The sequence below is a fragment of the Streptomyces afghaniensis genome (genome assembly GCF_044327915.1).
Taxonomy (GTDB): domain Bacteria; phylum Actinomycetota; class Actinomycetes; order Streptomycetales; family Streptomycetaceae; genus Streptomyces; species Streptomyces afghaniensis.
This window is the reverse complement of sequence record NZ_JBIRGJ010000009.1, coordinates 28,078-48,872: the sequence shown is the minus strand read 5'-3', so window position 1 is coordinate 48,872 and position 20,795 is coordinate 28,078. Positions and strand designations below refer to the sequence as shown.

Sequence of the window (20,795 nt, the reverse complement as noted above, 5' to 3'; positions counted from 1 at the left end):
GGAAAGTTCCGGGAGAAGTGGCCTCGGGGCCCCATTCCATTCCGGCGCCGCACCGGGCCGGCTCAGCCGCCGCCGCACAGGAAACGCATGACTTCGGCACACAAAGGCCGGTACGCCCCCTGTCGGAGCGCTCGGTGACGCGAGCATCATGGCGTGAGCTCGCGGGTACGTGGCGCGGGCTTCGGCGGACCCGGGACGCGATGAGCGAAGGGGCGAGCGAGCGATGGGGACGCAGACCGTACAGGCGACGGTCCGGCCGGTGTCGAGGAAGAGGCACGGGCGGGTGCTGGTCGACTGGCTGACCACGACGGACCACAAGAAGATCGGTCACCTCTACCTGATCACGTCGTTCGTGTTCTTCCTGATCGCCGGGGTGATGGCGTTGCTGATGCGCGCCGAGCTGGCCCGCCCCGGACTGCAGATCATCAATAACGAGCAGTTCAACCAGGCCTTCACGCTGCACGGCACGATCATGCTGCTGCTGTTCGCGACGCCGACCTTCGCGGGCTTCGCGAACGAGCTGATGCCGTTGCAGATCGGCGCGCCCGACGTCGCCTTCCCGCGACTGAACATGTTGTCGTACTGGCTGTTCCTGTTCGGCGGGCTGATGGTGCTGGGCTCGCTGCTGGTGCCGACCGGACCGGCGGACTTCGGCTGGACCGCCTACGCCCCGCTCAACAGCGCGGAGCGCACGCCGGGCATCGGGGCCGACCTGTGGATCATGGGGCTGGCGCTGTCCGGCTTCGGCACGATCCTCGGCGCGGTCAACTTCGTCACCACCATCATCGGGATGCGCGCCCCCGGCATGACGATGTTCCGGATGCCGATCTTCGTCTGGAACACGCTGTTCACGTCGATCATGATCCTGATGGCGTTCCCGGTGCTGGCGGCGGCGCTGCTGGTGCTGGAGGCGGACCGGAGGTTCGGCTCGCAGGTGTTCGACGCGGCCAACGGCGGGGCGATCCTGTGGCAGCACCTGTTCTGGTTCTTCGGCCATCCCGAGGTGTACATCATCGCGCTGCCGTTCTTCGGGATCATCACGGAGATCATCCCGGTCTTCAGCCGCAAGCCGATGTTCGGCTATCTGACGCTGGTCGGCGCGACGATGGCGATCACCGGCCTGTCGATGATCGTGTGGGCGCACCACATGTTCGCCACGGGCGCGGTGCTGCTGCCGTTCTTCTCCTTCATGAGCTTCCTGATCGCGGTGCCGACGGGCGTGAAGTTCTTCAACTGGACCGGCACCATGCTCAAGGGCTCGCTGTCCTTCGAAACGCCGATGCTGTGGGCGACGGGCTTCCTGGTGACGTTCCTGTTCGGCGGGCTGACCGGGGTGATCCTGGCGTCGCCGCCGATGGACTTCCACGTGACGGACACGTACTTCGTGGTCGCGCACTTCCACTACGTCGTCTTCGGCACCGTCGTCTTCGCGATCTTCGCCGGGTTCTTCTTCTGGTGGCCCAAGTTCACCGGGAAGATGCTCGACGAGCGGCTCGGCAAGATCCAGTTCTGGGTGCTGTTCACCGGCTTCCACACCACGTTCCTGGTGCAGCACTGGCTGGGCGCCGAGGGCATGCCCCGCCGGTACGCCGACTACCTCGCCGCGGACGGCTTCACGGCGCTCAACACGGTGTCGACGATCGGCGCGTTCCTGCTCGGCATGTCGACGCTGCCGTTCCTCTACAACGTGTGGAAGACCGCCAGGTACGGCGAGAAGGTCGACGTCGACGACCCCTGGGGCTACGGCCGCTCCCTGGAGTGGGCAACGTCGTGCCCGCCGCCCCGGCACAACTTCACGGTGCTGCCCCGGATCCGGTCGGAGTCGCCGGCGTTCGACCTGCACCACCCGCGGTACGCGGCGGTGACTGCGCAGCCCGAGCCAGAGCCCCATCAAGCCGGTCGCGAACCCTCCTGATCGCCTCGATCAGCCCGTCGGGTTCGAGCACCTCGAACTCGAAGCCCAGCATCATCACGTGGATCACCATCACGTCGAGGCTCCCGGCGCCGCAGCGCAGCAGGCAGGTGTCCGGGCCCTCCGCCTCCAGCACCCCGGCGCTGGGCGAGATGTGCGCGGCGGCCTCCTCCAGGGGCGCCAGGAGCCGCACGACGGCGTGAGTGGCGTACACGCGCGTGGAGACGCCCTGGGAGACGTAGGCGGCGAGGTCCTCGGCGGGCGCCGCGCGCGGCTGGAAGCGCGGGCCGTGCGGTGGCCTGGGCGTGACGCGGTCGACGCGGAAGGTGCGCCAGTCCTCCCGGTCGAGGTCCCAGGCGACCAGGTACCAGCGGCGCTCGGTGCACACCAGGCGGTGCGGTTCGACACTGCGGCGGCTTCGGGTGCCGTCGTGGCCGCGGTACTCGAAGCGCAGGCGCTCGGCGTCCCGGCACAGGTGGGCGAGCTCGGTCAGCACGGCCGGGTCGACGGCGTCGGGCACCGGGCCGCGCAGCATCGGCACGGTGAAGGCGTTGAGGGCGCCCACGCGGCGGCGCAGCCGGTTCGGCAGCACCTGTTCCAGTTTGGCCAGGGCTCGTACCGAGGTCTCTCCGATGCCCTCGATGCCCTGCCCGGCCGCCGTGCGCAGCCCGATCGCCACGGCGACGGCCTCGTCGTCGTCCAGGAGCAGCGGCGGCAGCTCGGCGCCCGCGCCCAGCTGGTAGCCGCCGCCCGTGCCGGGGCTGGCGTTGACCGGGTAGCCGAGTTCGCGCAGCCGGTCCACGTCCCGGCGCAGGGTGCGTGCGCTGACGCCGAGCCGCTCGGCCAGGTCGGGGCCGGACCACTCGCGGTGGGCCTGGAGCAGGGACAGCAGGCGCAGCAGGCGTGCCGAGGTCTCCAACATGGGGGCGAGTCTGCCAGCCCTTGCGGACAGCCGCTGTCCTCAAGGCTCGTACGCCAGCTGGGGGACGTCGAAGCAGATGCGGTTCATGTCGCCCTGGCCGACCCATCCCTTGCCGTCCTGCCAGCGGGCCACCGACAGGCAGGTGCGGCTGGTCTTCGGCGGCTCTGCCTGCCGCGCGAACTCGACGGGGAGGAGCAGGCCGCCGGCGGTGTAGCCCTGGCTGCGGTTCATGTAGGCGTCGACGCACGCGCGCGTGATGCCCGTCCGTGCGCAGGACCGTGCGGCGTCCGTGAACCAGCGGGCGGCCGCCCAGCCCTCCAGCTGCCACTGCGAGTGCGTCTTCAGGCCCTTGGTCGCCTCGCGGAACTCCCGTACGGCCGGGTGGCCGGTGTCGTCGAAGTTGCGGCTGGAGCCCGTCGCCCAGAGGGCGTTGCGGCAGCGCGGGGCGTCCTTGTAGGCGTCGGCGACGGTGGACGTCCAGTTCTGCACGTTGGTCACCTTGGCGGTGACGTGGGCGCCGACCTCGTCCATCGCCTGGCACAGCCGGGCGTTGCCGTGCCCGTCGATGGCGTCGAAGACGAGGTCGGCGCCCTGTTCCTTCAGGTCGGCCGCGACGGCGCGGAAGTTGGGCAGGGCGAAGTCGACCTGCTCGGTGACGACCTTGTAGCCCTCGGCGCGCAGACCCCGTTCGACGAGCCGGGCGTAGGCGGCGGACGCGGACTGGTTGTAGGAGACGACGGCGGCGGTCCGGGCGCCGTGTTCGCGCTTGAAGTAGCGGTAGACCTCGGTCCCGCCGTACAGCTTGCCGTCCCAGCCGGGGGTGCCGTCGCGCGGCGCGAGGCTGCCGTAGATGCCGTAGAGGTGCGGGTAGGTGTCGTAGGCGCTGCCGATGGGCTGGCCGCCGATGTCGGGCACGCGCGCGCGGGAGACGCGGGAGGCGCCCGCGTAGTCCAGGGCGGTGGTGGCGACCAGGGCCACTACCTTCTCCTCCTCGACCAGCCGGTGCACGCACTCGTTGTTGCCGACGCCGCTGCCGCCGTCGTCGCACAGGAGTACCTCCACCTGGCGTCCGTCGATGCCGCCGCGCGCGTTGAGCCGGTCGAACCATGCCTCGGCGCCGTCGCGCGGGCCGGTGAAGGCGCTGCCGCCGACCGGGCTGGTGGCGCTGGTGATGATGCCGACCCGCAGGGGCGCGGAGCCGCGGGGCATGGAGCCGCGGTCGTCGTGCTCGAAGTCGCTCTCCGGGAGCCGGCTGCCGCAGGCCGCGCTCAGGGCGAGCAGCAGCACCGCGGCGAGGGCCTCAACAGCCCGGGACCGGCGACGCATTGCCGCTCAGTTGCACCAGCGCGCACAGCGTCTTGGCGGACACCTTCCAGGTGCCGTTCTGCTCGACGGCGCTTCCGGAGGCGTCGGGCAGGGCGGTGGCGCCCTTCAGGGTGAGCGTGTACGTCACGTCCGCCTCGGTCGCCGAGGTGAACTCGATCTTGGTGACCTTCGCCTGGACCTGTCCGCCGCGCTCGTCACCGCTGAAGGCCTGCAGGACGGGGCCCAACCGGTCGCCGTTCTCCAGGACGGCCTGCTTGTCCTCGGCCGAGGTCTTCGGGTCGAAGAACTTCTCCCAGTTCTGCCTGATCTCCGTCTCGGCCGCGGCCCGGTCCGCCGGCGCGCTGGCCGGTGCGCTCGTGGTCCGCTCCGCGGTCGGTGTGGGCGGCGTGGTCTCGCTGCCGCCGCCGTTGTCGTCGCTGCATGCCGCGAGGGCCGGGGCGAGGACCAGGATCAGGGCGGCCGCGATCGCCGTACCCCGTCCCGCGGCTCGTGGGCCCCGTGTCGCGTTCCCTCGCCTGAGGTCGCTGCCGAGAACCATCTGGCTCACCACCGGGTGTCGGTCCGGGCCATGTGCGCCCGGTGCTTTCAGGGTCAGCTTCCAAGGGGCATAGTGCAAGCGATCGGCGGACTTGAACAGGCGGCCAGGCGCGTGCCCGGACAACCGACGTGTGGGAGCCAGCGATGCGGACAAGCCGACTGCGGACCGTGCATCCCGTCCTCTGGGCCGGCTGGGCGGCGCTGGCCGCCGGCGCGGTGCTGTGCGTCGTCGGCTGGTACGGCGTCTCCGGCGAGCGCTTCGCCGAACGGCAGCTGCCCTACCTCGCCTCCTGCACGGTCCCCGGCGCGGCGCTGATCGTCTCCGGGGCGGTGTTGCTGGCCCACGGCCGGGGCTCGATCGCCGCCGCGCGCGTGGAGGAGCTGTACGGCCTGCTGGTGGCGGCCGAGCCGGCGGACGAGGACGAGACCGGGCAGGCCGCGCTCGCGCCCCTCGCGGTCAGCGGCGAGCTGCTGATGGTGCCGGGCGGCACGCTGTGGCACCGCGCGGACTGCCCGCTGGTGGCGGGGAAGGCGGAGGCGGTTCCGGTGGACTCCAAGCTGGTGGCGAGCGGTGAGCTGGGCCCGTGCCCGATCTGCGAGCCCGTCGAAGAGACCGACTGAGCCCGGGCGATGTCCTCGCTGACGTACGACCTCACCCTGGCCGGCCTGTCGGTGGGCAGCGCGGCGGCGTTGACCGGGATCGGCCTGATCGTGACGTACCGCGCGACCGGGGTGCTGAACTTCGCGCACGGCGCGATCGCGATGGTGTGCGCCTACGTGCTGCGGCAGTGCGTGGTCGAGTGGGGCTGGCCGCTGTGGCTCGGGGCCGCGGTGACGCTGCTGGTGCTGGCGCCGGGGCTGGGTGTCGTACTGGAACGGTTCGTCTTCCGGCCTCTGGCGGTGCTCAGCGGTGACCCCGCGCAGACTCTGGTGGCGTCCATCGGGGTGTTCGTGCTGCTGGTGGGCGGAGCGGCGCTGCTGTGGGGACAGGGGGCGCGGGCCGACGCGCCGGAGCTGGTGCCGGACGAGCCGTGGGGGCAGCTGGCGGTGGTGCTGGTGCTGGCCGCGGGGGTCGCGGCGGTCGTCCGCTGGACGCGGTTCGGGCGGGAACTGCGGGCCGTGGTCGACGACCGGCGGCTCGCCGTGCTGGGCGGCATCGACGCGGACCGGGTCGCGGCGGCGGGCTGGGCGTTCGGCTCCTTCACGGCGGGCCTGACGGGCGTACTGCTCGCGCCGTACGTGCGGCTCGACCCGTACGGGCTGTCGCTGCTCGTGATGGAGGTGGTGGCGGTCGCGGTCGCCGCGCGGATGCGGAGCCTGCCGGTCGCGGTGGTGGTCGCGCTGGGCGTCGGGGTGGCGCAGAGCCAGCTCACGCGGCTGCACCCGTCCGGGTGGGGCGCGCCGCTGCTGCAGACGGCCGGCACGAACCTGTTCGTCGTCGCCCTGCTGGTCGCGGCCCTGGTCCTGCCGGGCGTGGGCACGCGTGACGCGCTGCCGCGCACGGCCACCGCCCGGGTTCCGACGCCGCCCGGCGCGTGGATCGTGGCGGCCGTGCTGTTCCTGCTGCCGCTGGGCCTCGCCGGCCGGGACCTGCACACCTCGATCCAGGTGCCGGCGCTGGCCGTCGTCCTGCTGTCCCTGGTGGTGGTCACCGGACGCGGCGGCCAGATCTCGCTGGGGCAGGCGGCGTACGCGGGTCTGGGCGCCCTGTTCACCGCTCTGCTGGCGGCGGGCCGCTTCCCGGGCCTGCCGGCCGTGCCGGAGCTGGCGGCCCTCGCGGTGGCGGTCGTCCTGGTGGCACCGCTCGGCCTGCTCACGGGCTGGCCGGCGATCGGCCGCCGGGGCCTGGCGCTGGCGCTGGCGACGTTCGCCGTCGGCGTGGGCGTGAGCCGCTTCGTCTTCGACCAGCCGTACGCCACGTCGGGCCTGACGCTGGGCCGCCCGGCGGGTTTCGAGGGGGACCGCGCGTACTACGTCCTGGAGTTGCTCCTGCTGGCGCTCGCGCTGCTGGCGGCCCACGCGCTGCGCCGGGGGCGGACGGGCCGGGCCCTGGCGGCCATGCGGGACCACGAGGCGGGGGCGCAGGCGGCGGGCGTGCGGGTGCCGTCCCTGAAGCTGCTCGCCTTCGTCGCGGGCGCCGCGCTCGCCGCGCTGGGCGGCGGCATGCTCGGCATGGGCCTGCGCGCCTTCGACCCCGCCGCCTACGACCCCGTGCGCGGTCTGCTGTGGTTCGCGGCGGTCGTGGTCCTGGGCGCCGACAGCACCCTCGGCGCCCTCGCCGCCGCGGCCCTCCTGGTCGGCCTGGACGCGGGCACGCGCGGCGGCGTGGCGGCAGCCCTGATCGGCGTCCTGGCGGTCCTCGTGGGCCGCTTCCCCGGTGGCCCGTATGAGGCCCTGCGGGCAGCGGCGGAACGCCTGCGCCTGCGCCGCGCACCAAGTCTCACGCCGACGGGAACCCGGGCCCGCCGGCTGCTGCACCCGGTGCGACCGCGGGCGGCCCGCACTTCCCCGGTGCCCAGGGGGGCGACGGCAACACGGGTGGTGCGGGAGGCCGAGGTCACGGGGGCGGCTGGGCGTGCCGGCCTCCCGGGGGGCGCGGACAGTACGGCACCGCGCGCCGCCACCGCGGACGGACGGCGAGCGGCTCCCGGTGCCGGGCCCGCGGGCCGCGAGGCGCCTCGGCCGCCCGTCCAGGGCCCCTCGGCCCCCGCCGCCCATCGCCCACCGGCGGCTTCGGCGGACGGGACACCGGCGTCCGCCCCGGCCGACCGCCACGGCTCGCCCGGCGAGGCGCGCCCCGGCAGTGCCGCCTCCTCCCCCCTCCTCACGGCCCGCCGCCTCCACGTCCACTACGGCGGCTTCACCGCCCTCGACGAGGTCGACGTGGACGTCACCCCCGGACGGATCACCGCGGTCGTGGGCCCCAACGGGGCCGGAAAGAGCACCCTGTTCCACTGTCTGGCCGGGACGCTGCGGCCCGCGCGTGGCGAGGTACGGCTGGCCGGGCGGGACATCACCGCACTGCCCTCGCACGCCCGCACCCGGCTCGGTGTCGCGCGGACCTTCCAGCAACTGGCCGTCTTCCCCTCGCTGACGGTGACCGAGAACGTCCGGGTGGGCGCCGAACAGGGCCGGGTCACCGATCCGGGCGCCGTGGAGCGGACGCTCAGGCTGCTCGGTCTCGACGGGCCGGTGCGCGCACTGCCCGCCGCCGGGCTGCCCACGGGGACGCTGCGCCGCGTCGAGCTGGCCCGGGCCCTCGCGGGCGCCCCGCGCGTCCTGCTGCTCGACGAGCCCGCCGCCGGCCTCGACACCGCCGAAGTGGCCGCCCTCGCCCGGGTCCTGAAGGCCCTGGCCGCCGACGGCACGGCCCTGCTCGTCGTCGAGCACGACCTGGACCTGGTCGCGGGTCTCGCCGACGTGGTGCACGTGATGGCGGCGGGCCGGATCGTCGCCTCCGGCCCGCCCGGGCAGGTCCTGGACGCGCTGGGAACGGCGGCCGGGCGATGACCACCGTCTCCCTGCGCCACGCGCGCGTGCGCTACGGCCCGCTGGAGGCCCTGCACGGCGTCACCCTCGCCGCCCCCGGCCCGGGCCTCACCGTGCTGCTGGGCCGCAACGGCTCCGGCCGCAGCACCGCCCTGCGCGCCCTGGCGGGAACGGTGCCCCTGTCGAGCGGCGCCGTGGTGTGGGACGGCGCCGACGTGACCCGCGTACCGGCCTACGAGCGGGCCCGGCGCGGGCTGTGCCTGGTCCCGGAGCGGCAGGCCGTGTTCGGCTCGCTCACGGTGCGCGAGAACCTCGGGCTCGCCGCCCCGGACCACGGCCCGGCCCTCGACGCCTATCCGCAGCTGCGGCCCCTGCTGGAGCGGCGGGCCGGGACCCTCTCCGGCGGGGAACAGCGCATGCTCGCCCTGTCCCGGGCGCTGCTGGCACGCGCGCGCGTGGTGCTCGTCGACGAGCCCGCTCAGGGCATGTCGCCCTCGGTCGCGGCCCGCACCTACGAGCTGCTGAGCGCGCTCGACGCGTGCGTGGTGGTCGCCGAGCAGCGCCTGCCGCCCGCCCTGCGGGAGCGGCGGCCCGCCCTCGTCTATGAACTGCGGCGCGGGACGGTCGTGTTCGCCGGAGAGGCGGGCGAGCTCCCCCGTTGACCCGCCACACGAAGGCCCCGTCCGGTCGGCCGACCGGACGGGACCCGTGTCCCGGCGAGGGGGAGCGGCTCAGAGTTCGAGGCGCAGGCCGGGCACGATGATGTCGGGATCACCGCCGATGGCGGCCTTGTTGGCGGCGTAGAGATGCTGCCAGGTGGTCCCGTGCCGGGCGGCGACGCCGCTCAGGGTGTCGCCCGCGCGGACGGTGTAGTCGCCGCGGGAGGAGCCGCGGTCGGGGTGTGCCGCCGTGGAACGCTCCGGCGTCTTCGAGGGCTTCGCCGGAGCGGGCTTGACGGAGGTGACCGGGTCGGCCGCCGCGGAAGCCGCGGGTGCGCTGCCGCTCGCCCCGGCGCGTGCCGAGCAGGTCGGCCAGGCGCCCCATCCCTGGGCGCGCTGGACCTTGGTGGCGACGGCGATCTGCTGGGACTTGCTCGCCTGGTCGGCGGTGGGCGCGTAGGCCGTGCCGCCGTAGGCGCGCCAGGTGGAGGCGGCGAACTGGAGTCCGCCGTAGTAGCCGTTGCCGGTGTTGATGTGCCAGTTGCCGCCGCTCTCGCACTGGGCGATGCGGTCCCACACTCCGCTGTCAGCCGCCGCGGCGTTTCCGGTCGCGGCCAGCAGTCCGAGGGGCGCGAGCAGAGCCGCCCCGGCGAGGACCGCCGTCGTACGAACCTGGTTCTTCCGAGCGTTGTCGCGCGTGGTATCGGCACATTCGGACATGTAGTTCCCTCTCGACGCACTCGGGGTCCCCCGAGGCGGAACGCCACTCCCCGCGCCATGGGGCGCGTGGGTCGCGCTCGCCCCGTCCGCCGGTGTGGTGCTGCGCGTGGTTCCGGAGAATCACGCGGCCGGCGGACGTACCCGAGCGGTGCTCGCTGCACACGGCCGAGGAATCTAAGGAGGTTGACGGGTCGTCATCAACCGGTTGCCCGTCATGCCAGGCCAGTTCCCCGATACCTCAGGTAACGGCTATTTCCGGACACCCACTTCATTCCCGGATTTCCTGATATGTCGACCAACGCGCCCGACGGCCTGTGACCCACTTCACCCCCTCAACATCCTTTACAAAGCGGCGACTTGACGATGAGTACGCGATTCCGCGCCGAGCGTGACCCTGTGCGCTGGATGGTTCGATTCCGTTCGCCCTGGGGCGTGACTCCCGCCACAGATCGCCCGTTGTCTTCTTCATGAGCCGGGACCCACCCGGACCACGGGCCGGGAGCCACCCCCGGCCCTGCCACGCACCGCATCCCCGAGGGAGCCACCCGTGCCGCGCATGCTCGACGTCAGCGACGAGGTACGCGCCGAGATCGGCGACGAAGAAGCCGACCGCCTGCTCGCCGGAGAGACCGCCCCGGGCAGTTACGACTGCACGTCCTGCCGCACTCCGGGCGACTCCGAGCAGGAGCGCACCAGCACCGTGCTGTTCATCGGGGACGAGACCGCCGTCCTCGCCTTCGCCCACGCCGGCTGCCTGCCCTCGCAGGTCGTCCAGGTCACCGAGGAACAGCTCCGGGGCGCGGTGAAGTCCATCACCGGCGACACCGTCGACCTGGAGCCCGACAAGGTGGTGCCCGAGCAGGCGGTGCTCGGTGTGACCAGCGGACTCGTGCTGATCGCCGGGGAGCTGCACCCGGCCCTGGTGGTGGAGCCGACCGCGCCCATCGCCCGGCCGGGCAACACCACGGGCGTCGGGGACGACTTCCTGCCGCTGCTCATCGAGCAGGGCTTCCTGCCGCTGACCGAGCTGTCCGCCGTACCGCCCGTGCTGCACGGCTGGTCCGTGCTGCTCGCCGTGGGCCAGCTGCACGCGGTGCTCCAGCCCGGCAGCAACGGCGGCCAGCCGGTGGCCTGGTGGCAGGCGCACCAGCCGCTCCAGGTCACCGAGGGCTGGCGCGCGGCCGCCAACAAGCACCACCAGGTGCTGATGTTCGCCGCGCCGGTCGGCTCGATCGGCCGCCAGCCGCGCGAGGACCTGCTGCGGGACGCGCTGGACAAGGCGGCGGCGAACGGAAAGCTCGTCGCCGCGGCGCTGCCGCTGGCCGGCACCTGAGCGGCGCGTCACCCGGGCAGACCGCACCCCCGCGAAAGCCGCATCGGGGGCCGCATCCCCTGACCCGCGGGGTCGTTTGCACATACGTGCACGCATATGACGTTCCCCGCCGCCAGTCCTACTCGCCGATCCCCTCCGCACGGTCGGCTCAGGACTCCCAGGGCGGCCCATCGGCCACGCCGATCTACGACGCGCTCTACGCCGAGTACGTCAAGTCCTTCCGCGCACTTCCCGGCGACCGCAGCGGCGAGGAGAAACTCGACTTCACCGCCTTCGGGAACATCCAGCACAACACGGGCACATACGGCTCGTACGGCAGTTCGTACAGTAGCTCGTACAGCAGCTCGTACAGTGCCTACAGCGCGGGTGCCCAGAGCGCCCGCCATGCCGCCGGACAGCAGCCGCAGTGGCAGCGCGTCGGGACCATCGGCTCGCACGGCACGGGGATGCACCACGTGCCGGCCGCACTGCCGCCGGGTCGGCGCAGCGGCGGCTGAAGCGAGCACACGACACAGCGGAAGGGCGGCCCCAGCCGGGGCCGCCCTTCCGCTGTGTGGTCCTTGCTTCGTCCTACTTCTTCTTGCCGCGCTTCTCGCGCACCCGCACCGAGATGTGGATCGGCGTCCCCTCGAAGCCGAACTCCTCGCGCAGGCGGCGCTCGATGAAGCGCCGGTAGCCCGCCTCGATGAATCCGGAGGCGAAGAGCACGAACCGCGGCGGCTTGGTGCCCGCCTGCGTGCCGAACAGGATCCGCGGCTGCTTGCCGCCCCGGATCGGGTGAGGGTGAGCGGCGACCAGCTCGCCGAGGAACGCGTTCAGCCTGCCGGTCGGGACCCGGGTCTCCCAGCCCGCCAGGGCCGTCTCGATCGCCGGGACCAGCTTCTCCATGTGACGGCCGGTGCGCGCCGAGACGTTGACGCGCGGGGCCCACGCCACCTGGCCCAGCTCGGTCTCGATCTCCCGCTCCAGGTAGTAGCGGCGCTCCTCGTCGAGGGTGTCCCACTTGTTGAAGGCGAGGACGACCGCGCGGCCCGCCTCGACGGCCATCGTGACGATCCGCTGGTCCTGCACCGAGATGGACTCGGAGGCGTCGATGAGGATGACCGCGACCTCCGCCTTCTCGACGGCGGCGGCGGTGCGCAGCGAGGCGTAGTAGTCGGCGCCCTGCTGGAGGTGGACGCGCTTGCGGATGCCCGCCGTGTCGACGAACTTCCAGGTGACGCCGCCGAGTTCGATCAGCTCGTCGACCGGGTCACGGGTGGTGCCCGCCAGCTCGTTGACGACGACGCGCTCCTCGCCCGCCACCTTGTTCAGCAGCGAGGACTTGCCCACGTTCGGGCGGCCGATGAGGGCGATGCGGCGCGGCCCGCCGATGCCGCCCCCGCCGAAGGTCTCGCGCGGCGCCTCCGGCAGCACCTCCAGGACCTGGTCGAGCATGTCGCCGGTGCCCCGGCCGTGCAGCGCCGAGACCGGGTACGGCTCCCCCAGGCCCAGCGACCACAGGTAGGCCGCGTCGGCCTCGCCGCTCGGGCCGTCCACCTTGTTGGCGCACAGCACGACCGGCTTGCCGGCCTTGCGCAGCAGCCGTACGACGGCCTCGTCGGTGTCGGTGGCGCCGACCTTGGCGTCGACGACGAAGACGACGGCGTCGGCCGCGTCGATGGCGTACTCGGCCTGGGCGGCGACGGAGGCGTCGATACCGAGGACGTCCTGCTCCCAGCCGCCGGTGTCGACGACCTTGAAACGGCGGCCCGCCCACTCGGCCTCGTAGGTCACACGGTCGCGGGTGACACCGGGCTTGTCCTCGACGACGGCCTCGCGGCGGCCGATGATGCGGTTCACCAGGGTCGACTTGCCGACATTGGGGCGGCCGACCACGGCGAGGACGGGCAGCGGGCCGTGACCGGCCGCCTCGATCGCGCCCTCGACGTCCTCGAGGTCGAAGCCCTCCTCCACGGCGAGCTCCATGAACTCCGCGTACTCGGCGTCGCCGAGCGCCCCGTGGTCGTGCTCGGGCGCGCCCTCGTAGGCGTCCGAGCCGTCGGGCTGGGTGTGGTCGTTCATGAAGTCCGTACCTCGTCGTTCATCGTGGTGGTCGGTGGAGTACCCGCTGTCCTGCGGCTGATCCACTACTCAGTGTCGCCTAGCGCCCGGTGAGGCGCCTGGCGTTTTCCAGGTGGGCGGCGAGCTGCTTCTGGATGCGCCCGGTCGCCTCGTCCAGCGCCGTGCGCGTACGGCGCCCGCTGCCGTCGCCCGCCTCGAAGGGCTCCCCGAAGACGACGTCGACGCGGGACCGCAGCGGAGGCAGCCCCTTTATCAACCGTCCCCGCCGGTCGGAACTTCCCAGCACGGCGACGGGCACGATCGGGGCGCCGCTGCGCACCGCGAAGTACGCGAGCCCGGCACGCAGCGAGGCGAAGTCGCCCTCGCCCCGGGTGCCCTCCGGGAAGATGCCGAGCACGCCGCCGTTGTCCAGCACGCCGAGGGCCCGGGTGATCGCCGTGCGGTCGGTGGTGTGGCGGTCCACCTTCAGCTGGCCGATGCCGGTCAGGAAGGGGTCGAGCGGGCCGATGAACGCCTCCTTCTTGATCAGGAAGTGCGTCGGCCGGGGCGCCACGCCCATGACCATCGGGCCGTCGATGACGTGGGAGTGGTTGACGGCGAGGATCACCGGGCCCGTCGTGGGCACCCGCCAGGCGCCGAGCACGCGCGGCTTCCACAGCCCGTACATCAGGCCGACGCCGATGCGCCGCCCGACGTCGGCGCCCCGCGGGGAAGGCAGCTGGTCGGTCACTTCCCGGCCCGCTTCTCCTCGACGAGGGTGACGACGCACTCGATGACCTGGGCCAGCGTGAGCTCGGTGGTGTCCACCTCGACCGCGTCGTCCGCCTTGGCGAGCGGCGAGGTCTTGCGGCTGGAGTCGGCCGCGTCCCGCTTGATCAGGGCCTCGCGCGTGGAGTGCACGTCGGCGCCCTTCAGCTCACCGCTGCGGCGGGCGGCACGCGCCTCCGGCGAGGCGGTGAGGAAGATCTTCAGGTCGGCGTCCGGCAGCACGGTCGTGCCGATGTCACGGCCCTCGACCACGACGCCGTTCGCCGCGGAGGCCGCGATCGAGCGCTGGAGCTCGGTGATCCGGGCGCGCACCTCGGGCACCGCGCTGACCGCGCTGACCTTGGAGGAGACCTCCTGGGTGCGGATCGGGCCGGCCACGTCGACGCCGTCGACGGTGATGGCCGGGGCCTGCGGGTCGGTGCCGGAGACGATCTCCGGCTTGCCGGCCGCGGCGGCGATCGCGGCGGGGTCGTCGATGTCGATGCCGTTGTTCACCATCCACCAGGTGATCGCCCGGTACTGGGCGCCGGTGTCCAGGTAGCTCAGCCCGAGCTGTGCCGCCACGGCCTTCGAGGTGCTCGACTTGCCCGTGCCGGCGGGGCCGTCGATGGCGACAATCACTGGCGTGGCGCTTTCCACTGTGGGGACCTTCCTGAACCGGGCTGGCGGGGGTGAGGGCGCGACTGCCCCGCACAAGGTTACTGGGTGCGGGTCACTCGTCCGGCCGCGCGTCGGTCAGCCACGTCCAGCATGCACTACTGCCGGATCGCCCAGCCCCGGTCCCGCAGCGCGGCACTCAGTACGGGTGCCGCCTTCGGCTCCACCATCAGCTGCACGAGACCTGCCTGCTGCCCGGTCGCGTGCTCGATGCGCACGTCCTCGATGTTGACGCCGGCCCTGCCCGCGTCCGCGAAGATCCGGGCCAGCTGCCCCGGCTGGTCGTCGATGAGCACGGCCACGGTCTCGTAGACCCGCGGAGCGGACCCGTGCTTGCCGGGGACGCGGATCTGCCCGGCGTTGCCGCGCCGCAGGACGTCCTCGATGCCGGTGGTGCCGTCACGGCGCTTGTCCTCGTCGGAGGACTGCAGGGCGCGCAGGGCCCGCACGGTCTCATCCAGGTCGGCGGCGACGTCCGTGAGCAGGTCGGCGACCGGCCCGGGGTTCGCGGAGAGGATGTCGATCCACATCCCCGGATCGGAGGCGGCGATCCGCGTCACGTCCCGGATGCCCTGCCCGCACAGCCGGACGGCGGCCTCCTCGGCGTGCTCCAGGCGCGCGGCGACCAGGCTGGAGACCAGGTGCGGCATGTGGGAGACGAGGGCGACCGCGCGGTCGTGGGCGTCGGCGTCCATCACGACCGGCACGGCACGGCAGTGCGAGACCAGCTCCAGGGCGAGGTTCAGCACCTCGGTGTCGGTGTCCCGGGTCGGGGTGAGCACCCAGGGGCGGCCCTCGAAGAGGTCGCCGGTGGCGGCCAGCGGACCGGACTTCTCCCGGCCCGACATGGGGTGCGTGCCCAGGTACGCCGTCAGGTCGAGGCCCTGTGCCTCCAGTTCGCGGCGCGGCCCGCCCTTGACGCTGGCGACGTCGAGGTAGCCGCGTGCCGCACCGCGCCGCATGGCGTCGGCGAGCACATCGGCCACGTGCGCGGGGGGCGCCGCGACGATCGCGAGGTCGACGGGCCCGTGCGGCGCCTCGTCCGTGCCGGCGCCGAGCGCGGCGGCCGTACGGGCCTGCTCCGGGTCGTGGTCGGCAAGGTGCACGGTGACACCGCGCTGGGACAGGGCGAGGGCGGCGGACGTGCCGATGAGCCCGGTGCCGATGACGAGTGCGGTCCTCACTGGGCGATGTCCTTGCGCAGGGCGCCCGCGGCGCCGAGGTAGACGTGCGCGATGCCGGCACGGGGCTTGTCGGACTCGATGTGCGCGAGGACGCGCACGACACGCGGCATGGCGCCCTCGATGTCCAGTTCCTGGGCGCAGATCAGCGGGACGTCGACGATGCCGAGCTTGCGGGCGGCGGCCGCAGGGAAGTCGCTGTGCAGGTCGGGCGTGGCCGTGAACCAGATGCTGATCAGGTCGTCGGCGGTGAGGCCGTTGCGCTCCAGGATGGCCGTGAGCAGGGCTCCGACCTGCTCGTCCATGTGCCCGGCCTCGTCCCGTTCGAGTTGGACGGCGCCCCGGACCGCTCGTACCGCCACGGCGATGCTCCTTGCTGACGTGCGTGTCACTGCGTGTCGCTCTGTGTGTCAAGCCTAGTCAGCCCGCGCGGCCGGGGTGCACGGCGCCCATCCGGTGAGACACCGGCATTGCCGCCCCTTGGGTATTTTCGATGCAAAAATGCAGAGAATTCCGATTTACCCCTCTTTGGCACCTTCGGAGTGACGACATGACCTACGAGACCACACGCCGCACGGTCCTCCTCGCGACGGGCGCCACGGGCGCCGTGGCGCTCGTCGCCGCCTGCGGCGGGGGCGGCGACGACAACGGCTCCGCGTCGACGAGCTCACCCACCGGCCGGGAGACGGCCGGTCAGGAGACGGCCGGACGGGATCTGGCCACCACGGACGAGATCCCCGTCGGGGGCGGAAAGATCTTCAAGGAAGAAGAAGTCGTGGTGACCCAGCCCGAGCAGGGCCGGTTCAAGGCCTTCTCGGCGATCTGCACCCACCAGCGCTGCACGGTGGCGTCCGTCTCCGACGGCACCATCAACTGCGTCTGTCACGGCAGCAAGTTCGACATCGCCGACGGCTCGGTGGCCCACGGCCCGGCGACGAGGCCGCTGCCCACCGAGAAGATCACCGTGGAGGGAGACTCGGTTCGGCTGGCGTGAGGGTTCCGGGTACGCCCCGCACGGCCACCAGGCCCGTGTCCGGAACGTCGGTCGTCCGTCACGCGTCCCAGAGCGCGCCGAGGGTCAGCAGGTCGCTCCGGTACTCGATCCGGTCGGCCCACTCGTCCGGCCAGGCCTCCGCGCCCAGGTGCGCGCCGGCGAATGCTCCGGCCAGGCAGGCGATGGAGTCCGAGTCGCCGGCGGTGCAGGCGCCGCGGCGCAGCGCCGTGAGCGGCTCGTCGGCGAAGAGCAGGAAGCACAGCAGCCCGGTCGCCAGGGCCTCCTCGGCGATCCACCCCTCGCCCGTGGCCAGGCACGGGTCGTCCTCGGGCGAGACCGTGCCCACGGCGTGCCGGAGCCGGTCGAGGATCGCCAGGCACTCGTCCCAGCCGCGCGCGATGAACTGCTCGGGGCTCGGGTCCTGGGCCCGGCTCCACAGGTCGCCGAGCCAGCGCTCGTGGTAGTGGCTGCGGTTGTCCAGGGCGTACGTACGGAGCAGCCCGATCAGCCCGGCCGGTTCGGCGCCCTGCGCGAGCAGCCGTACGGCGTGCGCGGTGAGGTCGGACGCGGCGAGCGCGGTGGGGTGCCCGTGGGTGAGGGCGGACTGCAACTGGGCGGCGCCCGCGCGCTGTTCGTCGCTCAGGCCGGGGACCAGCCCCAGGGGCGCGACCCGCATGTTGGCGCCGCAGCCCTTGGAGTGGATCTGACTGGCGTCCTGCCAGGGGCGGTCCGCGTGCTCCAGCAGGGCGCAGGCCCGCAGGCACGTGTTGCCGGGAGCGCGGTTGTTCTCCGGAGAGCGGTTCCAGGCGATGAACTCCTGCCGCACGGCCTCGGCCATCCCCTCGGGCTCCAGCACGCCCCGGTCCATCGCCGTCCGGATGCCCCGCCCGAGCGCCAGCGTCATCTGCGTGTCGTCGGTGACGAGCGCCGGCTCCGGCAGGGCCAGCCGCCGCCACGGACCGAACCTGGCGACGATCCGCGGCACGTCGCTGAACTCGGTCGGATACCCCAGCGCGTCCCCCAGGGCGAGGCCGGTCAGCGCTCCGGTGGCGGCTTGCTTGTAGACGAGCGTGGTCATGTCAGAAGTCCTTCCGTCCCCGCGCCCTGACGGACACGGGGAACTCACGGCACTCGGGGTGTCCGCGTCAGCCTAGAGATCGACTTCCTGCATCAGCATGCCGACCTCCGTGTTGGACAGCCGCCGCAGCCAGCCGGACTTCTGGTCGCCGAGGGTGATCGGGCCGAAGGCGGTGCGCACCAGCTTGTCGACCGGGAAACCGGCCTCCGCGAGCATCCGGCGCACGATGTGCTTGCGGCCCTCGTGCAGGGTGACCTCGACGAGGTAGTTCTTGCCGGTCTGCTGGACGACCCGGAAGTGGTCCGCGCGCGCGTAGCCGTCCTCCAGCTGGATGCCGTCCTTGAGCTGCTTGCCCAGGTCGCGCGGGATCGGGCCCACAATGTGCGCGAGGTAGGTCTTCTTCACGCCGTACTTGGGGTGGGTCAGCCGGTGGGCCAGCTCGCCGTGGTTGGTGAGCAGGATGACACCCTCGGTCTCGGTGTCGAGCCGGCCGACGTGGAAGAGCCGGGTCTCACGGTTGGTGACGTAGTCACCGAGGCACTGCCGGCCCTCCGGGTCCTCCATGGTGGAGACGACCCCGGCGGGCTTGTTCAGCGCGAAGAACTGGTAGGCCTGCGTGGCGACGGTCAGCCCGTCGACCTTGATCTCGTCCTTCTCCGGGTCGACCCGCCGCCCCTGCTCCAGCACGATCTCGCCGTTGACCTCGACCCGGGCCTCCTCGATCAGCTCCTCGCAGGCGCGGCGGGAGCCGAAGCCCGCGCGGGCGAGGACCTTCTGGATCCGCTCGCCCTCCTGCTCGGCGCCCGGGAAGGTCTTGGGCAGCTTGACGTCCTTCTTCCCGGCGTACCGGTCGCGGTTGCGCTCCTCGATCTGCGCCTCGTACTCGCGGGGACGTGCCGGGGCCGTACGCCCGCGCTGCTGGGGCTGCTTGGGACCGCCCTTGGCGCCGCCGCGCGCCGCACCGCCGCGCCCGGACTTGGGTCCCTCCTTCGTCGCTCCGGGGCCCACGTCGTAGCGGCGCTCCTCGGGGCGGGGCTTGCGGGGGCGGCCCTGCCCCTGCTTCTGGTCCCTGTCGTTACCGGCGCCGCGGTGGTTACCGCGTCCGCCGCTCTTGCCGCTGCCGCTGCTTCGCATCAAAGTTCCGTCTGGTCGTCTTCGTCGTCGGTACCCGGGGTGGCCGGGCGGCCCGGCACGTCGTCATCAGGCGCGTCCGGGTCGAACGACGGTACGCCTTCCTGGGTCTCGGCCTCGATCGCCTCCGCCTCCGGGAGGAAGGGCGCGAGTTCCGGGAGCTCGTCCAGGCCGCGCAGGCCCATCCGCTCCAGAAAGTAGTTCGTCGTCGTGTACAGGATCGCACCTGTTTCGGGTTCCGTGCCCGCCTCCTCGATCAGACCGCGCTGGAGGAGGGTGCGCATGACGCCGTCGCAGTTGACTCCGCGTACGGCGGAGACCCGGCTGCGGCTGACCGGCTGCCGGTAGGCGACGACGGCCAGGGTCTCCAGGGCGGCCTGCGTGAGGCGGGCCTGCTGGCCGTCCAGCACGAAACGCTCGACGGCCGGGGCGTACTCGGCGCGGGTGTAGAACCGCCAGCCGCCCGCCACGAACCGCAGCTCGAAGCCGCGCCCTTGGACGGTGTACTCGTCGGCCAGCTCGCGCAGGGCGTCCGCGATCTGGCGCCTGGGCCGCTCCAGTATCTTCGCGAGGTGCTCCTCGGTCGCGGGCTCGTCCACGACCATGAGGACGGCCTCCAGAGCGGGCTTGAGATCGAGTCCGGCGACGGCACGCAGCCCGGCCGGTACCTCGGTGGCTTCCTGGCTCATGCCTTCTTCTCCTCCTTCGGCGGCTCGGGCGGCCGGTCGAACTCGTCGGTGACGGTCGGGGTCTCGTCCCCGTGCCCGCCGGTCCACCGCACGAGCAGCTCACCGAGCGCGGTCTCCTGCTCCAGCTCGACGGCCTTCTCCCGGTACAGCTCCAGCAGCGCCAGGAAGCGGGCCACGACGGTCAGGGTGTCGTCGGTGTCCGCCACGAGTTCCCGGAAGCCGGCCTCGCCGAGCTCCCGGAGCCGCGCGACGACGATCGCGGCCTGCTCCTGCACGCTGACCAGCGGGGCGTGGATGTGGTCGACGTACACCTGCGGCTTGGGCTTGGGCTGCATCGCCTTCACGGCGAGCTTGGCGAACCCTTCCGCGCCGATGCTGATGACGACCTCGGGCAGCAGCTCGGCATGGTGGGGTTCGAGCCCGACGGTACGCGGATAGCGCCGGGCCTCGTCGTCGAGCCGCCCGCTGAAGATGTCGGCGATCTGCTTGTACGCGCGGTACTGGAGCAGCCGGGCGAACAGCAGGTCCCGGGCTTCGAGCAGCGCGAGGTCGGCCTCGTCCTCCACCTCTGCGGCGGGCAGCAGCCGTGCCGCCTTCAGATCGAGCAGCGTGGCCGCGACGACGAGGAACTCGGTCGTCTCGTCCAGATCCCAGTCCGGCCCCATCGCCCGGATGTACGCCATGAACTCGTCGGTCACCTTCGACAGCGCGACCTCGGTGACGTCCAGCTTGTGCCGGGAGATCAGCTGGAGCAGCAGATCGAAGGGACCTTCGAAGTTCGCGAGCCGGACCTTGAAGACCCCGTCGTCGCCGCCGGAACCGTCGGTCGAGGGCTGGGAGGCGCCCTCCGACGCGCTCCGCCCCTGCGGGGCCTCCGCTCCGAGGGCCGCCCCGGCCTCGGCCCGGGCGTGCGGAGGAACAGCCCCGGCTCCCGGCTCCGGAACGGCGACCTCGGCGTCGGTATCGGCCGCAGGAGCGGACGCGAGCGCCTTGCGCGGAGCCCCGGGCTCTCCGGACTCGGCGGCCGCGGCCGCGGTCTCGGTCGCGGCCACCGGCCCGGGGGTGGGATGCTCACGCCCGGCCGCCGGATGACCCGCCTCGGGCGGGAACCGGGACGGGTTGTCCCCCTCCGGGGAGACGCCGCCACGGCCCACCCCGGTGGCGGCAGCCGCGGGCTCCGCCGGGGCGGGCCCGGCCGCACGCTTCAGTCGAGTCGTTCCGGCCACCGTCCCCGGCTCGGCAGGGGCCTGCCGCTCCACGACGTCGGGCGGTTCCTCGGCAGCCAACGCCTGCGCGCCGGCCGCTGCCTCCGCGGCCCGGTCACCCGCCCCGGTG

Annotated in this window: 19 protein-coding genes and 1 pseudogene; 7 read left to right on the top strand and 13 right to left on the bottom strand. The window is 72.8% G+C overall.

All coding sequences use genetic code 11. The features are described from left to right. Positions 1–223: 223 nt before the first annotated feature. Positions 224–1,795, top strand: a pseudogene (gene ctaD / locus ACH4G3_RS32190) (aa3-type cytochrome oxidase subunit I); the annotation flags it as partial. On the opposite strand, the gene ACH4G3_RS32185 reads toward ctaD, so the two are convergent. Genes ACH4G3_RS32185 through ACH4G3_RS32175 form a run of 3 tightly spaced genes read right to left on the bottom strand, consistent with a single transcriptional unit; the run spans position 1,794 to position 4,698 of the window. Then, complete coding sequence (locus ACH4G3_RS32185; protein ID WP_397627814.1) at positions 1,794–2,834, bottom strand: helix-turn-helix transcriptional regulator; 1,041 nt, start codon at positions 2,832–2,834, stop codon at positions 1,794–1,796. The pseudogene ctaD and the gene ACH4G3_RS32185 sit on opposite strands and share 2 nt — an antisense overlap. Positions 2,835–2,873: 39 nt before the next feature. After that, entirely contained in the window at positions 2,874–4,160 is a 1,287-nt protein-coding gene (locus ACH4G3_RS32180) for an ABC transporter substrate-binding protein (protein ID WP_397627813.1), read from the bottom strand. Continuing rightward, positions 4,135–4,698, bottom strand: a complete 564-nt coding sequence (locus tag ACH4G3_RS32175) for an MTB12 C-terminal domain-containing protein (RefSeq protein ID WP_397627812.1) — start codon at positions 4,696–4,698, stop codon at positions 4,135–4,137. The genes ACH4G3_RS32180 and ACH4G3_RS32175 overlap by 26 nt, the downstream gene beginning before the upstream one ends. A gap of 143 nt (positions 4,699–4,841) precedes the next feature. On the opposite strand from ACH4G3_RS32175, the gene ACH4G3_RS32170 reads away from it, so the two are divergent. The 3 genes from ACH4G3_RS32170 to ACH4G3_RS32160 are packed head-to-tail and all read left to right on the top strand — an operon-like array spanning position 4,842 to position 8,848. Further along, a complete protein-coding gene (locus ACH4G3_RS32170; protein WP_397627811.1) occupies positions 4,842–5,318 on the top strand; it encodes a hypothetical protein in 477 nt (158 codons plus the stop codon). A 9-nt stretch (positions 5,319–5,327) separates the two neighbouring features. Next, on the top strand, positions 5,328–8,207 hold the full coding sequence (locus ACH4G3_RS32165) for an ABC transporter permease subunit (protein ID WP_397627810.1): 2,880 nt from the start codon (positions 5,328–5,330) through the stop codon (positions 8,205–8,207). Further along, positions 8,204–8,848 (top strand): ATP-binding cassette domain-containing protein, encoded by a 645-nt coding sequence (locus tag ACH4G3_RS32160; protein WP_397627809.1) that lies wholly within the window; start codon positions 8,204–8,206, stop codon positions 8,846–8,848. The genes ACH4G3_RS32165 and ACH4G3_RS32160 overlap by 4 nt, the downstream gene beginning before the upstream one ends. Positions 8,849–8,917: 69 nt before the next feature. Here ACH4G3_RS32160 and ACH4G3_RS32155 read toward each other — a convergent pair whose 3' ends face one another. Continuing rightward, positions 8,918–9,565, bottom strand: a complete 648-nt coding sequence (locus ACH4G3_RS32155; protein WP_020269693.1) for a LysM peptidoglycan-binding domain-containing protein — start codon at positions 9,563–9,565, stop codon at positions 8,918–8,920. Between the two features lie 547 nt (positions 9,566–10,112). Here ACH4G3_RS32155 and ACH4G3_RS32150 point away from each other — a divergent pair. Both ACH4G3_RS32150 and ACH4G3_RS32145 read left to right on the top strand, forming a co-directional pair. Beyond that, entirely contained in the window at positions 10,113–10,898 is a 786-nt protein-coding gene (locus ACH4G3_RS32150; protein ID WP_397627808.1) for a hypothetical protein, read from the top strand. An 86-nt stretch (positions 10,899–10,984) separates the two neighbouring features. Beyond that, positions 10,985–11,395, top strand: a complete 411-nt coding sequence (locus tag ACH4G3_RS32145; protein ID WP_397627807.1) for a hypothetical protein — start codon at positions 10,985–10,987, stop codon at positions 11,393–11,395. A gap of 73 nt (positions 11,396–11,468) precedes the next feature. On the opposite strand, the gene der is transcribed toward ACH4G3_RS32145, so the two are convergent. The 5 genes from der to aroH form a co-directional block, all read right to left on the bottom strand. Next, positions 11,469–12,962, bottom strand: coding sequence for a ribosome biogenesis GTPase Der (der, locus tag ACH4G3_RS32140; RefSeq protein ID WP_354749958.1), 1,494 nt, complete (start codon positions 12,960–12,962; stop codon positions 11,469–11,471). Between the two features lie 79 nt (positions 12,963–13,041). After that, positions 13,042–13,692, bottom strand: coding sequence for a lysophospholipid acyltransferase family protein (locus ACH4G3_RS32135; protein WP_397627806.1), 651 nt, complete (start codon positions 13,690–13,692; stop codon positions 13,042–13,044). Beyond that, complete coding sequence (cmk, locus tag ACH4G3_RS32130) at positions 13,689–14,369, bottom strand: (d)CMP kinase (RefSeq protein WP_397627805.1); 681 nt, start codon at positions 14,367–14,369, stop codon at positions 13,689–13,691. The genes ACH4G3_RS32135 and cmk overlap by 4 nt, the downstream gene beginning before the upstream one ends. Positions 14,370–14,485: 116 nt before the next feature. Next, complete coding sequence (locus ACH4G3_RS32125) at positions 14,486–15,571, bottom strand: prephenate dehydrogenase (RefSeq protein WP_397627804.1); 1,086 nt, start codon at positions 15,569–15,571, stop codon at positions 14,486–14,488. Beyond that, positions 15,568–15,930 carry a chorismate mutase gene (gene aroH / locus ACH4G3_RS32120; protein ID WP_020269700.1) on the bottom strand — a complete coding sequence of 121 codons (363 nt, stop codon included), beginning with the start codon at positions 15,928–15,930 and terminating at the stop codon, positions 15,568–15,570. Before aroH ends, ACH4G3_RS32125 begins: the two co-directional genes overlap by 4 nt. 188 nt (positions 15,931–16,118) lie before the next feature. Between aroH and ACH4G3_RS32115 the strand changes: the two genes are divergently transcribed. Beyond that, entirely contained in the window at positions 16,119–16,562 is a 444-nt protein-coding gene (locus tag ACH4G3_RS32115) for a Rieske (2Fe-2S) protein (protein ID WP_397627803.1), read from the top strand. A 58-nt stretch (positions 16,563–16,620) separates the two neighbouring features. Here ACH4G3_RS32115 and ACH4G3_RS32110 read toward each other — a convergent pair whose 3' ends face one another. The 4 genes from ACH4G3_RS32110 to ACH4G3_RS32095 all read right to left on the bottom strand — a co-directional run bounded on the left by ACH4G3_RS32110 (position 16,621) and on the right by ACH4G3_RS32095 (position 20,512). Beyond that, entirely contained in the window at positions 16,621–17,640 is a 1,020-nt protein-coding gene (locus ACH4G3_RS32110) for an ADP-ribosylglycohydrolase family protein (protein ID WP_397627802.1), read from the bottom strand. Positions 17,641–17,712: 72 nt separating this feature from the next. Then, a complete protein-coding gene (locus tag ACH4G3_RS32105) occupies positions 17,713–18,774 on the bottom strand; it encodes a pseudouridine synthase (protein WP_397627801.1) in 1,062 nt (353 codons plus the stop codon). Next, on the bottom strand, positions 18,774–19,460 hold the full coding sequence (gene scpB / locus ACH4G3_RS32100; RefSeq protein ID WP_397627800.1) for an SMC-Scp complex subunit ScpB: 687 nt from the start codon (positions 19,458–19,460) through the stop codon (positions 18,774–18,776). Before scpB ends, ACH4G3_RS32105 begins: the two co-directional genes overlap by 1 nt. Then, positions 19,457–20,512, bottom strand: coding sequence for a segregation and condensation protein A (locus ACH4G3_RS32095; RefSeq protein WP_397628121.1), 1,056 nt, complete (start codon positions 20,510–20,512; stop codon positions 19,457–19,459). The genes scpB and ACH4G3_RS32095 overlap by 4 nt, the downstream gene beginning before the upstream one ends. Positions 20,513–20,795 lie beyond the last annotated feature (283 nt).

Bases quoted from the DNA above. Each gene is read 5' to 3' on its own strand.
- ACH4G3_RS32110 (WP_397627802.1), bottom strand. From the start codon at position 17,640: ATGACCACGCTCGTCTACAAGCAAGCCGCCACCGGAGCGCTGACCGGC.
- ACH4G3_RS32115 (WP_397627803.1), top strand. From the start codon at position 16,119: ATGACCTACGAGACCACACGCCGCACGGTCCTCCTCGCGACGGGCGCC.
- der (WP_354749958.1), bottom strand. From the start codon at position 12,962: ATGAACGACCACACCCAGCCCGACGGCTCGGACGCCTACGAGGGCGCG.
- ACH4G3_RS32160 (WP_397627809.1), top strand. From the start codon at position 8,204: ATGACCACCGTCTCCCTGCGCCACGCGCGCGTGCGCTACGGCCCGCTG.
- ACH4G3_RS32170 (WP_397627811.1), top strand. From the start codon at position 4,842: ATGCGGACAAGCCGACTGCGGACCGTGCATCCCGTCCTCTGGGCCGGC.
- ACH4G3_RS32165 (WP_397627810.1), top strand. From the start codon at position 5,328: ATGTCCTCGCTGACGTACGACCTCACCCTGGCCGGCCTGTCGGTGGGC.
- scpB (WP_397627800.1), bottom strand. From the start codon at position 19,460: ATGAGCCAGGAAGCCACCGAGGTACCGGCCGGGCTGCGTGCCGTCGCC.
- ACH4G3_RS32105 (WP_397627801.1), bottom strand. From the start codon at position 18,774: ATGCGAAGCAGCGGCAGCGGCAAGAGCGGCGGACGCGGTAACCACCGC.
- ACH4G3_RS32180 (WP_397627813.1), bottom strand. From the start codon at position 4,160: ATGCGTCGCCGGTCCCGGGCTGTTGAGGCCCTCGCCGCGGTGCTGCTG.
- ACH4G3_RS32175 (WP_397627812.1), bottom strand. From the start codon at position 4,698: ATGGTTCTCGGCAGCGACCTCAGGCGAGGGAACGCGACACGGGGCCCA.
- ACH4G3_RS32155 (WP_020269693.1), bottom strand. From the start codon at position 9,565: ATGTCCGAATGTGCCGATACCACGCGCGACAACGCTCGGAAGAACCAG.
- ACH4G3_RS32185 (WP_397627814.1), bottom strand. From the start codon at position 2,834: ATGTTGGAGACCTCGGCACGCCTGCTGCGCCTGCTGTCCCTGCTCCAG.